Source organism: Paenibacillus sp. YSY-4.3 (genome assembly GCF_054767475.1).
In genome coordinates this window covers 25,069-44,700 of record NZ_BAABMC010000002.1, presented here as the reverse complement: position 1 = coordinate 44,700, position 19,632 = coordinate 25,069, and the positions used below count along the sequence as shown (strand labels likewise).

17 protein-coding genes are annotated in these 19,632 nt (G+C 50.6%); 10 read left to right on the top strand and 7 right to left on the bottom strand.

Annotated elements, in window-relative coordinates; all coding sequences use genetic code 11:
• The first annotated feature begins 28 nt into the window (after nt 1-28).
• The 3 genes from ACYUJT_RS07055 (at nt 29) to folE (ending at nt 2,077) form a co-directional block, all read left to right on the top strand.
• On the top strand, nt 29-1,066 hold the full coding sequence (locus tag ACYUJT_RS07055) for an HD-GYP domain-containing protein (protein ID WP_460319915.1): 1,038 nt from the start codon (nt 29-31) through the stop codon (nt 1,064-1,066).
• Nucleotides 1,067-1,182: 116 nt separating this feature from the next.
• A complete protein-coding gene (locus ACYUJT_RS07050) occupies nt 1,183-1,416 on the top strand; it encodes a YneF family protein (RefSeq protein WP_460319913.1) in 234 nt (77 codons plus the stop codon).
• Between the two features lie 67 nt (nt 1,417-1,483).
• Nucleotides 1,484-2,077: a GTP cyclohydrolase I FolE gene (gene folE / locus ACYUJT_RS07045; protein WP_213595010.1), complete on the top strand. Its 594-nt coding sequence runs from the start codon at nt 1,484-1,486 to the stop codon at nt 2,075-2,077.
• A gap of 137 nt (nt 2,078-2,214) precedes the next feature.
• Here the strand turns inward: folE and ACYUJT_RS07040 are convergent, their stop codons facing one another.
• Together ACYUJT_RS07040 and ACYUJT_RS07035 are read right to left on the bottom strand one after the other, a co-directional pair.
• Nucleotides 2,215-3,678 carry a sensor histidine kinase gene (locus tag ACYUJT_RS07040; protein ID WP_460319911.1) on the bottom strand — a complete coding sequence of 488 codons (1,464 nt, stop codon included), beginning with the start codon at nt 3,676-3,678 and terminating at the stop codon, nt 2,215-2,217.
• A complete protein-coding gene (locus tag ACYUJT_RS07035; RefSeq protein WP_460319908.1) occupies nt 3,675-4,364 on the bottom strand; it encodes a response regulator transcription factor in 690 nt (229 codons plus the stop codon). The genes ACYUJT_RS07040 and ACYUJT_RS07035 overlap by 4 nt, the downstream gene beginning before the upstream one ends.
• A 215-nt stretch (nt 4,365-4,579) precedes the next feature.
• On the opposite strand from ACYUJT_RS07035, the gene ACYUJT_RS07030 reads away from it, so the two are divergent.
• Together ACYUJT_RS07030 and ACYUJT_RS07025 are read left to right on the top strand one after the other, a co-directional pair.
• Nucleotides 4,580-5,800: a DUF418 domain-containing protein gene (locus ACYUJT_RS07030; RefSeq protein ID WP_460319906.1), complete on the top strand. Its 1,221-nt coding sequence runs from the start codon at nt 4,580-4,582 to the stop codon at nt 5,798-5,800.
• Nucleotides 5,801-6,210: 410 nt separating this feature from the next.
• Nucleotides 6,211-7,281 (top strand): bifunctional 3-deoxy-7-phosphoheptulonate synthase/chorismate mutase, encoded by a 1,071-nt coding sequence (locus ACYUJT_RS07025; RefSeq protein ID WP_460319903.1) that lies wholly within the window; start codon nt 6,211-6,213, stop codon nt 7,279-7,281.
• Between the two features lie 112 nt (nt 7,282-7,393).
• On the opposite strand, the gene ACYUJT_RS07020 is transcribed toward ACYUJT_RS07025, so the two are convergent.
• Both ACYUJT_RS07020 and ACYUJT_RS07015 read right to left on the bottom strand, forming a co-directional pair.
• Complete coding sequence (locus ACYUJT_RS07020) at nt 7,394-8,647, bottom strand: Fe-Mn family superoxide dismutase (RefSeq protein ID WP_460319901.1); 1,254 nt, start codon at nt 8,645-8,647, stop codon at nt 7,394-7,396.
• A gap of 94 nt (nt 8,648-8,741) precedes the next feature.
• Nucleotides 8,742-9,743, bottom strand: a complete 1,002-nt coding sequence (locus tag ACYUJT_RS07015) for an alpha/beta hydrolase (RefSeq protein WP_460319898.1) — start codon at nt 9,741-9,743, stop codon at nt 8,742-8,744.
• Between the two features lie 249 nt (nt 9,744-9,992).
• Here ACYUJT_RS07015 and ACYUJT_RS07010 point away from each other — a divergent pair, with 249 nt between their 5' ends.
• The gene (locus ACYUJT_RS07010) at nt 9,993-10,739 is read left to right on the top strand and encodes an IclR family transcriptional regulator (protein ID WP_460319895.1); all 747 of its coding nucleotides are present in this window, start codon (nt 9,993-9,995) and stop codon (nt 10,737-10,739) included.
• Nucleotides 10,740-10,954: 215 nt separating this feature from the next.
• On the opposite strand, the gene ACYUJT_RS07005 is transcribed toward ACYUJT_RS07010, so the two are convergent.
• The 3 genes from ACYUJT_RS07005 to acnA all read right to left on the bottom strand — a co-directional run bounded on the left by ACYUJT_RS07005 (nt 10,955) and on the right by acnA (nt 15,798).
• On the bottom strand, nt 10,955-12,052 hold the full coding sequence (locus ACYUJT_RS07005) for a DUF1648 domain-containing protein (protein ID WP_460319893.1): 1,098 nt from the start codon (nt 12,050-12,052) through the stop codon (nt 10,955-10,957).
• Entirely contained in the window at nt 12,052-12,456 is a 405-nt protein-coding gene (locus tag ACYUJT_RS07000) for a GntR family transcriptional regulator (protein WP_460319890.1), read from the bottom strand. The genes ACYUJT_RS07005 and ACYUJT_RS07000 overlap by 1 nt, the downstream gene beginning before the upstream one ends.
• Nucleotides 12,457-13,080: 624 nt before the next feature.
• Nucleotides 13,081-15,798 carry an aconitate hydratase AcnA gene (acnA, locus tag ACYUJT_RS06995; protein ID WP_460319888.1) on the bottom strand — a complete coding sequence of 906 codons (2,718 nt, stop codon included), beginning with the start codon at nt 15,796-15,798 and terminating at the stop codon, nt 13,081-13,083.
• 210 nt (nt 15,799-16,008) lie between these two features.
• On the opposite strand from acnA, the gene ACYUJT_RS06990 reads away from it, so the two are divergent.
• Genes ACYUJT_RS06990 through uvsE form a run of 4 tightly spaced genes read left to right on the top strand, consistent with a single transcriptional unit; the run spans nt 16,009 to nt 19,531 of the window.
• Nucleotides 16,009-17,019 (top strand): amidase domain-containing protein, encoded by a 1,011-nt coding sequence (locus tag ACYUJT_RS06990; RefSeq protein ID WP_460319886.1) that lies wholly within the window; start codon nt 16,009-16,011, stop codon nt 17,017-17,019.
• A 32-nt stretch (nt 17,020-17,051) separates the two neighbouring features.
• Nucleotides 17,052-18,149 carry a D-alanine--D-alanine ligase gene (locus ACYUJT_RS06985; RefSeq protein WP_460319884.1) on the top strand — a complete coding sequence of 366 codons (1,098 nt, stop codon included), beginning with the start codon at nt 17,052-17,054 and terminating at the stop codon, nt 18,147-18,149.
• Between the two features lie 60 nt (nt 18,150-18,209).
• Nucleotides 18,210-18,533, top strand: coding sequence for a hypothetical protein (locus ACYUJT_RS06980; protein ID WP_055106514.1), 324 nt, complete (start codon nt 18,210-18,212; stop codon nt 18,531-18,533).
• Nucleotides 18,530-19,531 carry a UV DNA damage repair endonuclease UvsE gene (gene uvsE, locus ACYUJT_RS06975; protein ID WP_460319882.1) on the top strand — a complete coding sequence of 334 codons (1,002 nt, stop codon included), beginning with the start codon at nt 18,530-18,532 and terminating at the stop codon, nt 19,529-19,531. Before ACYUJT_RS06980 ends, uvsE begins: the two co-directional genes overlap by 4 nt.
• Nucleotides 19,532-19,632 lie beyond the last annotated feature (101 nt).

Below are 19,632 nucleotides of genomic sequence, written 5' to 3'. Positions count from 1 at the left end.
GAATAGGATCGCCAAGGGGGATTAATTCATGAGATTCATGAGTGTTGAGGATATCGAACCGGGGCAGTACCTTGGAAAAACAGTTTATTCTTCCAACGGGACGGTGCTACTGTCGGCTGGAATCCAGCTTACGGTCTACATGATTACTACGCTGAAGCGTATTGGTGTAACCATGATTTACATCAAAGATCCGAATTTCGAGGACATTGAATTAGAAGAAGTGCTTAGCGAATCGACGAAGGGCGTCGTCTTCAAAGAGATGAGCCATACGCTGGAGGCGGTAAGATCCGGCAAGGATTGGAGTACGAAAAAAGTCAGTGTCAGCGTGGACGCACTGCTGGAGGATACTTTGAATCACCGGGGTGTGCTGCTTCAGTTAACGGATATTCGCACTTCCGATAATGACGATTATATTCATGCGGTTAATGTATGCCTGCTGTCTTCGATGATCGGGCTTAATATGGGGCTGAATTACTCCCAGCTTAAGGACCTGGCGATCGGTGCTTTGCTGCATGATATCGGTAAAGCGAATCCATTGCCGGAGGGGGCATCCAGAGATAAAATGGAATCTCACCACACCTGGAGAGGCTTCGAGGTGTTGAAAAATAAGCGTGAGTTCAGCTTGCTGATCGCGCACACCGCCCTTCAGCATCACGAATGCTTGAACGGCAGCGGTCTGCCGCGCGGGCTGGAAAGCGAAGACATCCATCTTTTCCCTAAAATTGTAGCCGTGGCAAACAGGTATGATAATCTCATTGGTGGTGGTAGCGGCAACAACGGCCGCCCTATGCTTCCTCATGAAGCGTGCGAACAACTGATGGCCTCCTCTGAGAAGGAGCTGGATCATGAGGTGCTTGTCGAATTTACGAGAATTGTCTCGGTTTATCCCAACGGTACGTCCGTGCGCCTATCGACGAAGGAGACTGGCGTCGTGGTGCGGCAGCACCGGGGATTGCCTGGTCGTCCGGTCATTCGCGTCATTTTCGGCTCAGGAGAAGATATCGAGGTCAAGGAAGTTGATCTTGCCGTAGAGACGACGACTTTTATCGAAGCGGTATTGACTTAAATTTTTAAAGATTAATTTGCTAGGTATGTTGCCGAAATGATATTATATCTTGAGGTGCTGAAAGCACATCACAACAAGAATGGAACATTTGATTACAATACAGGGGTGGCTGAACTATGAATTACGTAATTCCTATTATTACACTCATCGTCGGCTTGGTCGGCGGTTTCTTCATTGGCGTATTCTATTTGCGTCAACAATTGACGAAGATGCAGAATGATCCGCAAATGCTTCAGAAAATGGCGAAGCAAATGGGCTACAATCTTAACGGGCAGCAAATGCAGCGCGCTCAGCAAATGATGAAGAAGCAGGGCATGTCGCAGCCTCAAGGCCGCCGGAAGAAAAAATGATAGGTAGTTTATTTTACAACAGACACTCTGCTCCCGGGATAGGGAGAACAGGAAGGAGGAGGCGCGAGTGGCAGGCGTCAAAGATTATGTAAATACCCAGGTTGGAGCCAACCGGGAGAAGATTGAACACCATGTCCGCGAAATACTGAAGCTGATTGGTGAAGATGTTGAGCGGGAAGGTCTTATCGATACACCGGCACGGGTAGCCCGGATGTACGAAGAAATATACGGCGGTTACGAAGTGGATCCCCGCGATGTGCTTGGAGTTACGTTCGAAGAGAACCATGAAGAGCTCGTAATCGTAAAGGATATCGTGTATTACAGTCAATGCGAGCACCATACGGCCCCTTTCTTCGGCAAGGTGCATATCGGCTATATCCCGAGCGGCAGAATCGCCGGGCTTAGCAAACTGGCCCGTTTGGTGGAAGCGGTCACCCGCAGACTGCAGGTGCAGGAGCGCATTACGTCGCAAATCGCCGACATCATGGACGAAGTTCTTAAGCCGCAAGGCGTGATGGTAGTCGTGGAAGGCGAGCATCTCTGCATGTGCGCCCGCGGCATCAAGAAGCCGGGAAGCAAGACGGTTACCTCGGCCGTACGGGGAACGTTCCGTTCCGATGCGGCTTCTAGAGCAGAGTTCTTGTCGCTGATTAAGGAATAGTGAACGGGTTTCTCTAGCTCAAAACCCTAAAAACAAAACACGCCTTCATGGCGTGTTTTTTATTTACTTTTAAATTTGTTAATCCAACGCATCCCGTTATCCTGTACAGGATGCCTTCTTCATTTAGTTTGGATAGCTTATGTGTCTTGATGCGGGAAGGTAAAGCGTACCGTCGCCCCGCAAGATGGATTGTTCTCGGCGCAAATCTGTCCTCCATGATGCTGAATCAGTAGCTTGGCGATATATAACCCAAGCCCCGAGTGTCCTTTTTGCCTAGAGGATGAGTGATTCCCCTGATAAAACTGCTTGAATGCCTGTTGCAGATCCTGCTGCTGGGCAAAATCTGTTCCATTATCCGTGATAGACATCATCACCTGCTGCTCGGTAATTTCGATGCGCCATTGAATCCGTCCGGCTTCAGGTGTATACCGGATGCTGTTCGACACGAGATTATCCAGCACCTGAATAATGCGATACGGATCGAAGATGACAGGGCCTTTGACCGTTCGGTTATCGTTAATCTCAGTATGGAAGGTTATGTTCTTATCCTTGCATAAGGCGGCATATTCCACGGTTTTATGATCCGCAAATTCTTCAATATCCACGGGAAGCGGCTGAAGCCGAAACGACATCTTCTCAAGCTCCGCAATGGTGTTCATGTCCTGCAGGAGTTTTGAAGCGCGAATGGTGTTGCGCCGGATGACTTGCAGATATTGCTCTCTTTTGTCTGCATAAGCTTCTCCCTCCATCTGTTCCATACCCTCGACATGCCCTTGAATAATTGTAAGCGGTGTACGCAGATCGTGGGCGAGCACTGCAAACATGGTGCTTCTTTCTTTCTCCATTCTCCATTCCCGCTCAATGGAATGTTCCAGCTCCTGCCGCATGTCTTCAAAAGCATTCGTCAGACGGTTTACTTCCGTTATGGATGATGTCCCGGTCATGGAAAAGCGTAAATTTTGCGCTTTAATCATTTCAGCTCCTTGCAGCAGCTGCTGTAATGGAGCGTTGATCATCCGGCTGAACCGCCTTCCGAATATGAAGGTGAACAAGATGATATATAGAAATGGCGTTAGGAAAAAGCTCAGGAATCCGAAGGTTACCATGGGGGTAAGCGCTGGATTGGCTGCCGTCACTTTTAGGTGATATCCCAGCAGAAGAGCACCTATGAATTCTCCGTTCCGGGACATAACCGGTATATATTTAACGAACTGGTTGAGGCTGCTGTGCGTCTGATTTAAGCGTGCCAGGAGCTTCTGCCGGGTAAGTGATTCTGTCATATGAAGATCCCCATCCCCATATAAGATTTCACCCGCAGGCGACACAACTAGGTAGTTTATGCCCTGTGAGGGGATCACCTTTTCCAGCTCGGCTTGTCCCTGCGTGCTCATGATAGAATCGCCTTGGGTTTTCGCGTACTCTGAAATGATGGGAATTTGCGCTTCGTAATGATTCGCCGGGAACAAATTGTCACGGTTGAACAAGTAGCCAAGCAGCAGCACAAGAATTCCCCAAGTTATAAGTGTAGCCAGCAAGCTGCAGGCTAGAATGGAGGCGAAGTGTCGGGCGAACGTATTCTTTATGGAACGTTGTTTGATCATTTGGGGTCCCACTTATAGCCGATGCCCCAGACGGTTTGAATATAAGTATGGTCTTGTGCATGGGCAGCCAGCTTGGCCCGGATTTTCTTGATATGCTCCGTGATCGTGGAATCGTCACCCTCTGCGTCAAAACCCCATAACTTCTCATAGATTTGTTCTCGTGAAAAAACCTGCCCCTGATGCATGGCCAACAATTCTACGATCCGATACTCCTTATTCGTAAGGGCGATGTTATGTCCATTGCAGTTCACGGTATGTCCCTTGCAATCGATCGTCAGAGATGGAAATCGAAGGACGCCTTGTTCTTTTTGCATATGGATTCTCTGTTCTCTCCGCAGATGGGCATGGATTCTGGCCTTTAATTCTGCGAGGCTGAAGGGTTTGAGCAGATAATCATCCCCGCCCGCGGCCAGCCCCCTAATACGGTCCACTTCACTCTGACAGGCGCTCAGAAACATAATGGGACATTGCGTCGTTTCCCTAAGCTGCTCGCATACTTCAATGCCGTTCATCTCAGGCATCATCACATCGAGGATGATCAACGAGGGCTGCTGTTTGCTCTGGATTAGGGCATCCCGCCCGTTACCGGCCGTAAGTACGCGATAGCCTTCAAGTTCTAGCGCATCTTGTATAAAAGCAATAATTTCTTCTTCATCATCCACCAATAGAATCGTTTCGTTTGCCATATCCAATTACATCCTCCAAGAACTAGCTATAAAAAGGTCTATCTTGTTATTGTACACGTCAATTCTAAAGAATGAATAAAGAGAGTCTGGGGCAACAGCGATCGGAAGAATGATCCGCATGCGTAATGTTGTTTAAGTACTGTATTTATTGCATCTTTATCCTTTCTTTATGATTGTACCTTAACCTGAAGGCATAATGATAAGGGGGTACGAGGATGGAAGTGAAATCACAATCAAGAATAGAGCTGATCGACAGCTTAAGGGGATTTGCACTACTGGGAATAATTCTGGTCAACATCACCTTTTTCACAACGTCGCTTCAGACGATTTCATATGGGGTTGATTTATGGTCTGGCTGGTATAATGAGCTGGCAATGCTGCTGCGCGGGATTGTCATTGACGGCAAATTTGTACTTATTTTTTCTTTCTTGTTTGGTTTTGGAATGGTATTGCTGCAGGAGAGCAGTCAGGCCAAAGGAAGAAGTTTCAACCGCATTTATATTCGAAGATTAACGGCTTTATTATTGTTCGGTTTGCTCCATGGAATTTTCATATGGTATGGCGACATTCTGACACACTATGCACTTCTGGGCTTTCTCCTTATGCTATTTAAGCGCTGCAAGCCAAAAACGATGCTGATTTGGTCGCTGATCCTGCTGTTGATCGTTCCAGTTCTGGTGGCGGGCGCAAGTTTGTTGAACGGCTCTGCAAGCCAGGCTCTTGAGCCGATAAGCCAAGCGGATGCCCGTCAGTTAGGGGTCTACTACCAAGGGCGGGATGCTGCCATTTACGGCGAGGGGAGCGTTGCCCAGATTGCCATTCAGCGGGTGAATGATTATATTAGCTCCATCTTTAATATGCTGCTCTTTTATCCACAAATATTAGGCATGTTCTTGATGGGGGCCTATTTTTGCAAACGCCGATTTTTGCATAAGGTTCAGGAGAACCGGAAGGGAATCCTCCGATTGATCATCCTAGGCGGAAGCGCCGGCCTTGTGCTTCAACTCGTTACTTCGTTGGCGAAAGGACTTCCATTCTGGGGCGAGGCGGCAGCTTTGTTCGTCGGGGCGCCGCTCTTAGCTCTGGCCTATATCGGAACATTTGCACTTTTATATCAACACAAACTCTGGAAAAAGGTACTCCATTGGTTTTCCTACCCTGGAAAAATGGCCTTCACGAACTATTTGCTTCAATCGGTCCTTTGCGGATTGATCTTTTATAGCTACGGTCTGGGATGGTATGGAATGATCGAGCCGGCCTTGCAAATGTTGATTGCTGTCGTCATATTTGCTCTGCAAGCGGTATTTAGCCGGGTCTGGTTAAAATGGCTTCCGATTGGGCCCCTCGAATATGTTTGGCGCCTGTTCACCTATTGGGGACATCCGCTGAATCGAGGCGGGAAAGGGAATGTTGCTCTTATTCATGAAGCACAGTGATTTAAATCTTCACTGCACCAATGCACCTACGCTTTAAATAAAAGCCTTGCAATGTTGATCCGGGGTGTAATACAATGCTTCTAAATTAACTAACACGATATGTTCAACAAGCGATGATGGAAAGAGTAAGCGAAAGAACGTTCCTGACAGGAAAGGGCTGCCACCGACTGAGAGCGCCCAGGCGAAGGTTCTCCGCTGAAGTTCATTCCGGAGCTGGTAGGCTGATAATCTGTGCGTTTCGTGCAGATGGTAGGTTTACCCGTAACCCTTGCGTTAAGAGGTTCAAGTGAGATGTGCTTGTTTTTTTTCGGCATATCTAATAAGGGTGGTACCACGACTCCTCGTCCCTTTCCGGGCGGGGGGTCTTTTTGTTTTTATAAACCAGAAAAAATGTGAGGGAGAGATTTCAGATGAGTCAAGGACGTTTGGAACAATTAAGATCAGAGCTTGATTCCGTGAATCTTCAGCTGCTGGAACTGTTGTCAGAGCGGGCGCGGATCGCCCAGGAGATCGGTCAAGAGAAGCAAAAGCAGGGAGTTCCAGATTTTGATCCGGTGCGCGAGAAAAAAATGCTGGATGCTCTGGTGGAGCATAATCAAGGTCCTTTCGATAATGAAACAGTGCGTCATTTATTCAAACAGATTTTCCAGGCATCGTTGAAGCTGCAGCAGGTTGATCATAAGAAGCATTTGCTGGTCAGCCGGAAGAAGAAGCAGGAAGATACGCTGGTTCAAGTGGGCAGCACGGTGATCGGCGGCGGCACACCGGTGATGATTGCCGGGCCTTGCTCGGTGGAAAGCTATGAGCAAGTGCGCCAGGTTGCAGCTGCCCTGAAGCAAGCGGGCATGACGGTCATGCGCGGCGGTGCGTTTAAACCGAGAACATCGCCTTACGATTTTCAGGGCTTGGGTATTGACGGCTTGAAAATTCTGAAGGAAGTGGCAGCTGAGTTCGGGTTGAAGACGATTAGTGAAATCGTGGACCCCGCGCATATTGAGCTTGCGTGCGAATACATTGACGTCATTCAGATCGGCGCGCGGAACATGCAAAACTTCGAGTTATTAAAAGCGGCCGGTAACGTTCAGACGCCGGTGCTGTTGAAGCGTGGTCTCGCGGCTACGATCGATGAGTTCGTGCACGCTGCGGAATATATCGTATCCCGCGGCAATACGCAGGTGATGCTGATTGAACGCGGCATACGGACGTACGAGAAGGCTACGAGAAACACATTGGACATCTCGGCGGTGCCGATTCTAAAACAAGAAACGCATCTTCCGGTGCTGGTGGATGTGACGCATTCCACAGGGCGCAAAGACATCCTGGCCCCTTGTGCCAAAGCGGCTCTAGCGGCAGGTGCAGACGGTGTCATGGTTGAGGTGCATCCCGATCCGGCAACAGCGCTCTCCGATGCGGCACAGCAGCTTAATATTCCGGAATTCCATGATTTCCTGGCAAGTGTGAAGAAGTCAGGATTGCTATAAAAAATGAAGCTTGCCGCAAGAAATCACTCAAGATGGGTGAAGCTAAGAAGAATGAAAAACAGGCTGCTTTTCGGATGGCGTTCCGAGAGGCAGCCATTTTGCTGTGTATTCATTAAAACGGCTGCCACTTGAGCTGTTTAGCCTTTGCGAAACGTTCGGCGGCTTCCGGCCAGTAGACGATCTTCCACCAGTCTGCGATGTACTTGGCCCGTTCATTCTGGTGCTTCAGATAATAGGAATGCTCCCAGACGTCAATCGGCAGCAGGGGGACAACATCCCATTGCGATAAATTCTGATGCTTCTCGGCCGTCAAAATTTCCAGCCGGTGAGCGCGCGGACTCCAGACGAGAATTGCCCAGCCGCCGCCTTCTACTTTATCAGCAGCATTGGTGAATTGGTTTTTGAAGGCGTCATAGCTGCCGAAATCTTTGCGGATTTGCTCGGCCAGCTCGCCCTCAGGCTTGCCGCCTCCTTGAGGATTCATCGTATCCCAGTAGATGGTGTGGAGATAATGGCCTGCCCCGTTAAAGGCCAGTTCTCGCTCCCAATGCTTCACGAGCTCGAAGTTGCCCGATTTGCGAGCTTCCTGAAGCTTCTTCTCGGCCTTGTTTAAGTTATCGACATAGCTCTTATGATGAATGTCGTGATGGATTCGTACCGTTTTCTCGTCGATATGCGGCTCTAAAGCATTGTAGGCGTATGGCAGGGGAGGCAGAGTATGTCCGCCGATCGGTACCGGGCCATCGCCGGATTTACGGGATTCTTCAGGGACAGGATTTGAGAATACATTGTCCTGATCTGTGAAGCCGAACTCGTCTGATGAGGGAGCGGCCGGATCTTTTGAGAACGGTTCTTCGACTTTAAACGGCTGGTAGGAAGAAACGAAAGCTTCCTGCGGGTCAGCGCTGTCAGACAGCATCTCCATGTTCCGTTTTATGGCCCCAGGAGAATTTAACGTCTCAAGTACTCCGAGGAAGTATTCGGACTCGCGGATAATGTGGAGCAGTACCGTTTTAGCTAACGGAACGGATTTGACGGCAGCGCTGTAATCCAAAATGTAATAAAGCTGTTTTATGAATTCCTGGGATTGGCGGAATGACGTATCCAATAGACGTTCGGTTTGCTGCACCAATTGCGGGTCGCAAGCTGCCTCTGGGGAGGACAGCGCGTACTTGAGCAATTGATTGGCCACGTGCATCGTCTCCTCCAGCACTATTTTCCAATCATCCAGTAGTTGGACGTAGTAGGGTTCCAGTCCGGGAACGATCGCTTTGATTACGTCCGTATGTTCGCTTTCCTGGTGTTTCCAAAACCGGATTTCCTCGAGGATGCGGACAGGCAAATAAGGCCCGTAAACCAATAGCATCGGGTTAGCCTCCTTCACGTTTAATCGCCACTAACAGCTTATGTGAATGAAAGCTTGGCCTATGCTATTTATTATACGAGCCCGGTCGGTCAAGTTACTTGGCGCTTTCTATCTGGCTAAGGAAATTAGAAACTTTGCGCAAATATTCCTTTGGGTGCTCCCGAAAAATCATTTCATGATGGGAGCCTTCAACGATCCATACATCAGAAGCCTCGCTAGTTTGATTTTCGGCCAATTTTTCGGCAATCGGATAAGGCGCCTTCTCGTCCTCGGTTCCATGAATGAACAAAGTCGGGAACGGGTAGTCCTTTGATTTGACCTCCGTATACGGAATCTGGCGCATGCTAGTACCGTTGAGCACGGGCAGCAGCATGCCGATGATTTCCAGCGAGGGATGCCGCGGCAGGTCGATATGCTGACGAATATTATGATACATTGTATCCGGCTCTAACAGGAAGGTGCTATCGAGAATCATCCCGTCGATATCTTTGCTCCTCAACGCCGCTTGCAGAGATGTCCCCGCACCCATTGAGAATCCCCATACGACGATTTCTTCAGCGCCTCGCTGTTTGGCGAGGTTGATAGCTCCGAGCAGTTGCTCGGCTTCTTTTTTACCACCGGTAGCTACCTCCTTGCTCTTCTGGGATGCAAATCCGTAGTCGAACATCAGGACATTGTAGTTGAGCCGGTTGGCATAATGCGCCAGGTCATACATCGGAACCCAAGGCTCCTCACGGTTCGCGCCGTATCCATGACTGAAGACGATGGTTTTGCGGGAGTCCTCAGCAGGAATATACCAGCCCTGCATCATACGGCTTCCGTCGGCTGCCGGGAAGAGAACATCCTCATAGGCCAGGTTCTTGGACAGCTTTGGATTGGAATAGAGCGGAGCCACATTCGGGTTGGACAATACCCAGGCGATATAACCATGCAGAATAATAAAGCAGAATAGCAGGAAAAACAACGCGGATAACAACAGTGCCACTAAAATATGTTTGAGGCTGACATGACGTGCAGTCAGTACATCGATTGGTGTTGGAGTGTCCTTCTTTAATTCTGTATTTAAGGGAAGATCACTCCGGGTTGTTGGACTCATGTTCTTCCCCTCCTAATCGTATTAATACAATATATGCTCGGTATGACTCCGAGACCAGAGACTAGATTGAGTTCGTAGCATATGTCGAACGAGGGCGAATCTTATAGAATAATCGTAAGGCAACAGGTTCGATAAAGTCAATGCTAGCGTGATAAAGGATGCCTGGATGCATTGACGAGCGGGAATGGATTACATATAATTTATGTAACCACGTTTCACGTAGTGAAACTTATGGAGAGGTGAGGTCGGGTGGAAGACCGTAAATTAACCGTGCGCGCGGTAGAGCGGGCGCTTGATATATTAATGTGCTTTACGAAGGGAAATGAGCTTGGTTTGACGGAAATCGCCGGCAGCATCGGACTGCATAAAAGCACGGTGCACCGGCTGATGACGACGCTGGAGGAGAAGGGGTTCGTCATTCGTGATAACGCTACGGAGAAATATCGGCTTGGCCTAAAAATATGGGAGCTGTCCGCACATTTATCGCATAGCGATGATCCGGCCGTTCTGCTGCTTCCGCAAATGGAACAGCTTCGCGACAAGCTCGGAGAGACGGTCAGTCTGTATTTGCGGGATGGCACGGACCGGCTGAGAATCCAGGCTGTTCAGAGCAACCAGGCGATCCGCAGGGTCGCTGCGGTCGGTGCAAGGCTGCCGCTGTACGTCGGGGCCTCAAGCAAGGTGTTGGTCGCCTACGCCGACGAATCGGTGCTGCAAGCCGTGCTGGATAGCCCAGATTGGCCCGTATCCGTGGATAAAAGCCAGTATGTGGCCCAGCTTCAGGAGATTCGTCAGCTTGGTTTTGCGACGAGTTATGAGGAGCGGGAGCCCGGAGCGGCAGCCGTGTCGGCTCCGATCTTCGACCGGAACGGCAAGGTGGCGGCAGCTTTATCTGTCTCGGGTCCAGTCAGCCGGCTGTCGCCGGAGACGCTGATTGAATTCGGCCCTGTGCTGATCGAAGCGGCGCGGGATATGGGCATGATGATTCATACTTAACTGCTATAGCTTATTGATGTTATTGATGCGTACGTCGAAACGGTTGCCGTTATGCAGCGCAATGCGTCAGCACTAGAAACCGCACAGAAAGGAGAGGCCTTAGGGCCTCTCCTTTTTTGTAATATTATGCGGGGGAATCATTATCCTGTAGTGGCTTGGGCTTCCCATGTCGTTCTCGCATGCTCATTCATTTACTTGCTTCACCTAGGTATCACCTACTGGCCAAGGAAGGCAGGAAGGGCGATAGCTATGATGATGCCTAAAAGTATAAGCCAGACCATCGGGTGGGCGAAGTTGAGCGTCCAGCCGATGCCGAATCTTTTTTCCACGAAAAACGATGGGTCGTTCGGATTATAGTAAATAGAGCCGAGCTTCCAGAAAGCATCGTCGTTGGCCGGCTGTACCGGGGATCCGGTCTCTGAGCGTTCGATCCGGCTGCCTCCCTGTCCCGTTGTAAAGGAGAGAGCGACAGCGAAAAACACGACAAAGATCGGGATGAGCAGGCTGACAAGCAAAATGATGCTGCTCTCAAGCTGATATATCATATTCAACTGGATGAATGAGAACAGGCTGACCATAGCTAGGCCGGACAACAGGGTGAACATCGACCAGCGGCGGCGGAAAACTGCGTTTTGCCGTACTGAACGCTCTGGATTTCCGGCACTAAGCTGCTGTTTGCTCCGCAGGATGCTCCAATTCACAAAGATGAATATAGCGATAATCAGCAGCTGCATGATGTTAGGAAATAACACGGTAGCATACGATTTCGCTGCACTGTTGATCACGTTGCCCTGCATATCGAATTTTAGGGCAATCTGCTCGGGAATCCGATCATAATAGAAAAGCGCTGCCGCCATACTGGCCAATGTCAGGCCTACATGAATAAAGAACCATTTATTCGAAAGGACCAGCTTCTGGCGGTGGAAGGAGGTATCGACGGCAAGTACCGTTTTTCCTTGAGTCGCTGTGGGAAGGGAAGCCTTGATCTTTTTCATTTTGAAATGAAAGTTTAGATTAAGCGCGATCGATACGACAACGACCAAACTGATGAGAACGGCGAGCAGGGCTCCTTGAAGCGCCGTATTGCTTTGCATGGAAGCATAAAGTCCGACAAAAAGCAGCGGAATGTAAATGACCAGGCTGATTGTCGCATATTGCTTGCGCATTTGGCGGAGCGTCTCGCTGCGGAAAGTCTCCTCACTGATCGAAATGCCGAAGCTTACTGTCTCTCGCGTCAAATAAGGCATGAAGGCAAGGGTAGCTACGATGGGAATAAACATTAACACGAGCATAAGCGTAAATAAAATTGGCATTATGCATTCTCCTTTTCTTTGTCCGTCTCTGTGATTTCCTTATGGATTTGTTCCACCATATTCATCAACTGTTGTTTATCTATTCCCCGGCATATGGCTTCTGCGATGATCGGTTTCAGCTGGCTGCGTTGCTTGGCCCTGAATTCCTCCGTAACCGGAGGCATGCCATCCGGATCGACGACGACGCCGCGCTGGCGGTGCACCTGAATGTAACCGTCCTGCTTCAGCAGAGTGTATGCCTTGTTCACGGTATGAAGGTTGACGCCGATATCCGAGGCCAGGCTCCGGACTGAGGGGAGGGGCTCTCCCAGTTTCAATTGTCCGCTAGCAATCCCTTCGATAATTTGGTTGACCAGCTGAGTGTAAATAGGAACATCCGACTGCATATCGAGCTCGATAATCAAACTCACACCTCCATCTTATATCTGTTATACAACTAATATAACAGTTACAACGGATATAAGCAATACGTTTTGAAAAAACAGGCGGTCGGCTGGCTATTGCGTTAATACTCTGGTGTACTAAAATGCAAGTGCTTGTAAAGACGGGGCTGCATTAATAAGCTGTAATCCACCCGGAGACAGCCGTTCAGATTCTTGATACGTTTCAGCGGTAATACCGATTAACGACGATGTAGGATCACCGATGTTGCCGCATAACAAACCTAACGGATACAGAGGACGTTATATGCATGTATTTCTAAGAAATTTGCGATTTACGGACACAGGAGACCTTATTTGGCAATTATTGGCCTGATTTTGAGTCGTTTTAGGCAAATAGGTGCATCTGAGTCCGTTAGCATTTATTTTTAAGCAATATTGGCCAAATAACGGATTCAGAGTCCGTTCACACTCTGTATTGTCCTGAACCATCCCCGCACTGTCCTCCCGTAGGCGATCCAAATTCCCTATGTACTCCGACGCCCACCCTCCGACGCCCACCCGATGCCTTCGGTACCCACAAATTACCCTCAAAAAAAAGAATGCCCCACCCGAAATCGGGTAGGACATTCCTTATGAAATATATAATTACTTGCCAGCTTGAATCATTTGGCGCAGAACGGTTTGCAGAATACCGCCGTTATGGTAGTAGTCGACATCGACCATGCTGTCGAGGCGAGCGATTGCAGTAAATTCGAACTGCGTGCCATCTTGGCGGGTCGCTACAACGGTCAGCTCTTGGCCAGGCTTGACGTCATTGCTCAGTCCGAGGATATCGAACGTCTCAGTGCCGTCAATTCCTAGCGTCTTCCAGCCATGTCCTTCTTGGAACTGGAGTGGAAGAACGCCCATGCCCACCAGGTTGCTGCGGTGAATCCGCTCGAAGCTTTCCGCGATGACCGCTTTGACGCCAAGCAGATAAGTTCCTTTGGCCGCCCAGTCGCGGGAGCTTCCCGTACCGTATTCCTTACCGGCGATAACGACGAGGTTCTGTCCGTTGGCTTGATAATTCATCGAAGCGTCATAGATGGACATCAGCTCATCCGTAGGCAGATATTTCGTTACGCCGCCTTCCGTGCCAGGAGCAACCTGGTTGCGGATGCGGATGTTGGCGAACGTGCCGCGCATCATAACTTCATGGTTACCGCGGCGGGAGCCGTAGGAGTTGAAGTCCTTGCGGGCTACACCGTGGTCGTTCAAGTAGATGCCTCCCGGGCTTGTTGGCGAAATGTTGCCCGCTGGCGAGATATGGTCGGTAGTGACCGAATCCCCAAGCAGAGCGAGTACGCGTGCTCCGCGAACGTCGGCGATGTCCTGAAGCCCTTCGCCGATTCTCTCGAAGAACGGCGGGTTTTGGATGTAAGTGGACTTCTCGTCCCACTCATACAATTCGCCTTCTGGAACCGGGATTGCATTCCAGCGCTCGTTCTGAGTAAATACGTTCTCGTATTTGCTGCGGAACATTTCCGGCTTCACGGAGAGACCGATCGCTTCTTTGATCTCTGCGGAACTTGGCCAGATATCTTTCAGATAGACCGGTTGATCGTTCTGATCGTAGCCGATCGGATCGTTCTGCAGATCGATGTTTACCGTTCCGGCTAGTGCGTAAGCAACGACAAGCGGCGGAGAAGCCAGGTAGTTGGCTTTAACCTGAGCATGCACGCGGCCTTCAAAGTTCCGGTTACCGGACAGTACAGCTGCTACGGTAAGGTCGTTGTCGGCAATTGCTGTGCTGACCTCATCTGGAAGCGGACCGGAGTTACCGATACAAGTTGCGCAGCCGTAACCGGCAACGTGGAAGCCGAGAGCTTCGAAGGAATCGATGAGTCCGGCTTTTTCCAGGTATTCTGTAACGACAAGGGAACCTGGAGTCAAGCTGCTCTTCACATAGCCCGGTTTTGTAAGACCGCGCTCGACCGCTTTCTTCGCCAGCAATCCGGCGCCGATCATTACGCTTGGATTGGAAGTGTTCGTACAGCTCGTGATCGCGGCGATAACGACCGCTCCCGTTCCGAGCTCGCTTGTGCTTCCATCAGGATGCTTAATGGCTACTTTTTGGCTGATCTTCTCATCGCTGAGCCCGTATCCGCCTTTATCGATCGGAGTCCGGATAATGTTGTTGAAGTTCTCTTTCATGTCGGTCAGCTCGATGCGATCCTGCGGACGCTTAGGACCTGCAAGGCTTGGTACGACAGAAGCGAGATCCAGCTCGATCAAATCAGAGAACTCAGGATCTACGGTGCTGCTTGTGCGGAACATGCCTTGTGCTTTGTAGTAGGCTTCAACGAGAGCGATTTGCTCTTCGGAACGGCCTGTGCTGCGCAGATATGCCAGTGTCTCGCTGTCTACCGGGAAGTAGCCGACAGTAGCGCCGTACTCAGGTGCCATGTTGGCCACGGTTGCACGGTCAGCCAGACTGATGTTGGCAAGACCAGGGCCGTAGAATTCAACGAATTTGCCGACGACGCCTTTTTTACGCAGCATTTGCGTTACGGTAAGGGCAAGGTCTGTCGCTGTAGCGCCTTCTGCCAGGCTGCCGACGAGCTTAAAGCCGATAACCTCTGGTGCAACGAAGTAGAGCGGTTGTCCGAGCATACCGGCTTCGGCCTCGATGCCGCCAACGCCCCAGCCCACTACGCCAAGGCCGTTGATCATGGTCGTATGGGAGTCGGTTCCAACTAGGGAATCCGGGAATACGACAGTTTCGCCGTCAACTGTTTTGGTAGCTGCTACAGAAGCCAAATACTCCAGGTTGACCTGGTGAACGATACCCGTAGCCGGCGGAACGGCACGGAAGTTATTGAAGGCGGTTTGCGCCCAGCGCAGGAAGCGATAGCGCTCCTCGTTGCGTTCGAATTCAACCTTCATGTTGTACTCCAGCGCTTCCGGCGTACCGAAGGCATCGACCATTACGGAGTGGTCAATGACGAGATCAACCGGTACAAGCGGGTTGATTTGCTTCGGATCGCCGCCGGCTTTCTTCACGGTGTCGCGCATCGCTGCAAGGTCAACGACGACAGGTACGCCCGTGAAATCCTGAAGAACGATGCGGGCAGGAATAAACGGAATCTCTTTATTCTCATCGCGGCCTTGACTCCAGCTAGCGATTTGCTTCACATGCTCCTCGGTGATGGCTCTGCCGTCAAATTGCCGAACGGCTGCTTCCAGCAGCACCTTAATGGAGAACGGTAGTTTGGAAACGGGGCCTAGTCCTTTCTCTTCCAACAGTTGCAGATCAAAGTAACGGTATTTCTTCCCGCCGGCTTCCAAGGTGCGGGAAACAGAGAAAAAATCCTTCGTTGACATGAATGTACCTCCTTGTTTCACTAGATGAAACTGTATTTCAAAATTATCACTACATTAAGTATAGCGTCCTCCTTGTTGCGAGTAAAGTACTTTTTGCTGGCAAAGCGCCTGTTCTTTGCGGCATCGGACACCCTCACGACGTAATTTTTCCAGCACATACTCAATCCTGTTCTTTCATATAAATTGGAATGATGAGGAGGGGATTCCAAAGTGAGCGATGAATGGAGAAGAACGTTATCCCTATACGTGAATCAGCATAATCAGGATGAAGTGGATTATCGCCCCAAGGCTGTGGAGGCCGATGCCGTTGTGGCTGATTTGGAATATTTAATGCGCCGCGGCGAACGAAAACGCCGACTTGAGGAATGGTACAAGGAACGGCGGGCTACCCCGCTTCGCTCCGAAACCCGGGCTAAGCTGCTGCGCGAAATTGAGAATCGCGCCGGCGAAATCGAGGTTGAACTTCAAATGGCCCGCAAGACGTATTATGAAAAAGGGGGCGCCCGCCATCAAGAGGAGGTCATCGATAGGCAGCGGCTGACGCTGGAGCGGGAGGACGGAGGCTGGATCATAACACGGATCGATCAGCCTGTAGACGAACGTCATGCTCCGTTCAAGCTGCCAATGGATACGGGCAGCGAGGAAGGGAGAGCCCAAGTCAAACTGCCAGGCCCTTACCTTAACACCCAAGTGCTCGTTCCGCGCAGCTCACGCAGCACGCCTTACCGCCGTGAGGATGCGGTTCTCTACGCTGATCGCTGGTGGGATGGATTTAACCCGGAGTTTGCCGCATTTGAAGTGGATTGCACCAATTATATATCCCAGTGTCTCTTTGCAGGAGGAGCTCCAATAAACTATACTGGAAAAAGGGAATCGGGCTGGTGGTACAAAGGATATATCAAGGGGCGGGAGGCATGGAGCTATAGCTGGTCCGTTGCGAACGCACTTGAGCGCCTATTAACCCACAGTAGTTCAGGACTTCAGGCCGAAGCCGTGGAGAAACCGGAGCAGCTCCAATTGGGAGACGTCATCATCTATGATTGGGACGGTGACGGCAGCTATCAGCACAGCACGATCGTAACCGCGTTCGATGCCGGCGGAATGCCGCTGGTGAATGCCCATACCACTCCAAGCAAGCACCGATATTGGGATTACCGGAATTCATACGCTTGGAGCGAGAATACTGTGTATCGCTTTTTTCGGATTGCGGATTATATTTGAACTATTACGACGATCAAAGAAAGAGGTTACTCATGGGACAAGACAAACTCACCGTTGGACTTATTTACGGAGGTAAATCGGGAGAGCACGAAGTATCGCTGCAAACGGCCCTAGCGGTTTCACAGGCGTTTAACTATGACAAATACGAGCTGGTGCCTTTTTATATTACGAAGCGCGGAGAATGGCGGGTGGGAAACAAGCTGTCCGGTCCGTTTGCCGCACTGGAAGAGCTGAAGCTGGAGAACGGAGCGCAAAATACGTCCACGGCGATCAATATGCTATTCGAGAAGCTTTCGACCGGCACAGGATCGATTGACGTCGTATTTCCGCTGCTGCACGGCACGTACGGGGAAGATGGTACGATCCAGGGCTTGTTCGAAATGGCAGACCTGCCGTATGTAGGCGCGGGCGTGCTGGCCTCGGCGGCCGGGATGGATAAAGTAGCCATGAAGAAGCTGTTTGCCGAAGCAGGCCTGGCTCAGTGCGAATACTGCTATTTCACGGCATCCGAATGGAGCCGGGGGAACCATGCCATCATTCAGGATATCGAAGAGAAGCTAGGCTACCCTTGCTTCGTAAAGCCAGCCAATCTTGGCTCCAGCGTCGGCATTTCCAAAGCCAGATCCCGTGAGGAATTGCTGGCTTCCGTAGCAACCGCGCTGCGTTTCGATATGAAAGTGATCGTGGAGGAATTCGTGGATGCTCGCGAGATCGAGGTTGGCGTACTTGGCAACGATGAACCGCTTGCATCGGTTCCGGGGGAGATTGTCTCTTCCAGTGAATACTATGACTACCAGGCCAAATATTTGGACGGCAAATCGCAAATGCTAATTCCGGCCGAGCTCGATACGGAGCTTGCGGAAGAGATTCGTGATTTGGCGGTGCGAGCGTTTAAGGCGATATCGGGCAACGGGCTGTGCCGGGCGGACTTTTTCGTGAAGAAGTCGGATCAAACGATCTGGATTAACGAAGTGAACACGATGCCGGGATTCACGCCGTATAGCATGTATCCGCTGCTGTGGCGCGAGACTGGGGTTTCTTACGAATCGCTGCTCGATCGGCTGATCGAACTCGCGTTGGAGCGCTATGAGGCCAGACAGAGCTTGAATTTCGAGAACGGTCTGCAGTAATTCAATTAATTTATATTTCGCTAGAAATGACTGTAACGAAGATGGAAAGGAAGATCGATGATGGGCTTTCAAACCGAATTCAACTCAGTATGCAAATTCAAAAAGGAGCAGGAGCTGTACGAACTGCTGGAATACGGGCGCGGAAAAATGCTGAAGGAAGGCCTGCGCGTCTATCCGACGGGTCAGAAGGTCATTGCTTATTCACCGGACAATAAAGCTGTGGCCATCGTGAAAATTACGGCCTGCGTATCCGAGATTAATTTTAACGGAGAAGAGGTTACTTCCGTCGAGCTCCAACTGGTGCGTCAATTGACGGAACAGGAAGCGGCTGTGCAGACGGCGCTTGCCCATGAAATGTTCTTCGGGGATGTGGAGAACGCTTGATTGTCCGCTTCGGTTACGTAGCCATGTCGACGGTCGTTAAGAATGCATCTCCATCCAAGACGATGACTTACAAGACATTCAGCAGTCTAAGCGACCGAGAGGCAGCCGTGCGCCGACTGGAGACGATCGGGGCTGACAATTTGCACAACACGCTGCGGCTCCTTCGGCATAATAAAGCGAACGATATCAAAATATACCGTTTCTCGTCCAAGCTGCTGCCCTTGGCGACGCATGACGCTCTGGCCGGCTGGAATCCATACGAGGCGTTGAGAGATCAATTCCTGGAGGTAGGGGAGTTCGTCAAACAACACGGCATGCGCGTCTCGTTCCATCCAGATCATTTCACGGTGCTTAGTACGCCGCGTCCCGAAGTGCTGCACAACTCGCTCCGCGATCTGCGCCACCATGTGGCGATGCTTGAGGCCATGGGGCTGGATGGACGAGCGAAGAACAATATCCATGTCGGCGGCGCCTACGGAGACAAGCTGTCGGCTGCCGGGCGGTTCCGGGAAAATGTATTTGCACTGCCGGACAGCATCAAGCGCCGGCTGACGTTCGAGAACGACGATAAGACGTTCAACGCCCCCGAGACGCTGGAGCTATGCGAGGAGCTGGGCATTCCGATGGTGCTCGATATTCACCATCAATGGGTGAACAATGAAGGGGAGCTTCCAGTGGACTTGTGGCCGCGCATACTGCGCACCTGGCAATCGCCGCATGCCCAGGCAGATTCATCGATTGCAGATCCGCTACCGCCCAAAATCCACGCCTCGAGCCCGAAGAGTGCGAGCGACCCAAGGGGGCATGCCGATCATGTTCTCGCCCAGCCGCTGCTTGATTTTCTCCGGGCCATTGCCCCTGCGACCGAGCGGGTCGACGTGATGCTGGAAGCGAAGCTCAAGGACGGAGCGCTGTTTGCCCTCATGGAGGATTTGCGCAAATATGTAGGGGACGGCGTGGAAATTCTAAGCGAAGCCAGCGTGCAAATTCAGCCTTAAGGGTATGTTTCTGCTTGAAAAGGACAGCAAAATAAGGTAAGTTGAACAAAAATAAGTTAAAGCAAACAAAGCAAATTCTACACCAAAATACAGTGTTTAGT

Excerpts from the sequence above, each read along its gene's own strand:
- ACYUJT_RS07050 (WP_460319913.1), top strand. The coding sequence starts at position 1,183 with ATGAATTACGTAATTCCTATTATTACACTCATCGTCGGCTTGGTCGGC.
- ACYUJT_RS07035 (WP_460319908.1), bottom strand. The coding sequence starts at position 4,364 with ATGGCAAACGAAACGATTCTATTGGTGGATGATGAAGAAGAAATTATT.
- ACYUJT_RS07055 (WP_460319915.1), top strand. The coding sequence starts at position 29 with ATGAGATTCATGAGTGTTGAGGATATCGAACCGGGGCAGTACCTTGGA.
- ACYUJT_RS07030 (WP_460319906.1), top strand. The coding sequence starts at position 4,580 with ATGGAAGTGAAATCACAATCAAGAATAGAGCTGATCGACAGCTTAAGG.
- ACYUJT_RS06985 (WP_460319884.1), top strand. The coding sequence starts at position 17,052 with ATGGGACAAGACAAACTCACCGTTGGACTTATTTACGGAGGTAAATCG.
- ACYUJT_RS07020 (WP_460319901.1), bottom strand. The coding sequence starts at position 8,647 with ATGCTATTGGTTTACGGGCCTTATTTGCCTGTCCGCATCCTCGAGGAA.
- ACYUJT_RS07025 (WP_460319903.1), top strand. The coding sequence starts at position 6,211 with ATGAGTCAAGGACGTTTGGAACAATTAAGATCAGAGCTTGATTCCGTG.
- ACYUJT_RS06980 (WP_055106514.1), top strand. The coding sequence starts at position 18,210 with ATGGGCTTTCAAACCGAATTCAACTCAGTATGCAAATTCAAAAAGGAG.
- ACYUJT_RS07015 (WP_460319898.1), bottom strand. The coding sequence starts at position 9,743 with ATGAGTCCAACAACCCGGAGTGATCTTCCCTTAAATACAGAATTAAAG.
- ACYUJT_RS07040 (WP_460319911.1), bottom strand. The coding sequence starts at position 3,678 with ATGATCAAACAACGTTCCATAAAGAATACGTTCGCCCGACACTTCGCC.
- ACYUJT_RS07005 (WP_460319893.1), bottom strand. The coding sequence starts at position 12,052 with ATGCCAATTTTATTTACGCTTATGCTCGTGTTAATGTTTATTCCCATC.
- acnA (WP_460319888.1), bottom strand. The coding sequence starts at position 15,798 with ATGTCAACGAAGGATTTTTTCTCTGTTTCCCGCACCTTGGAAGCCGGC.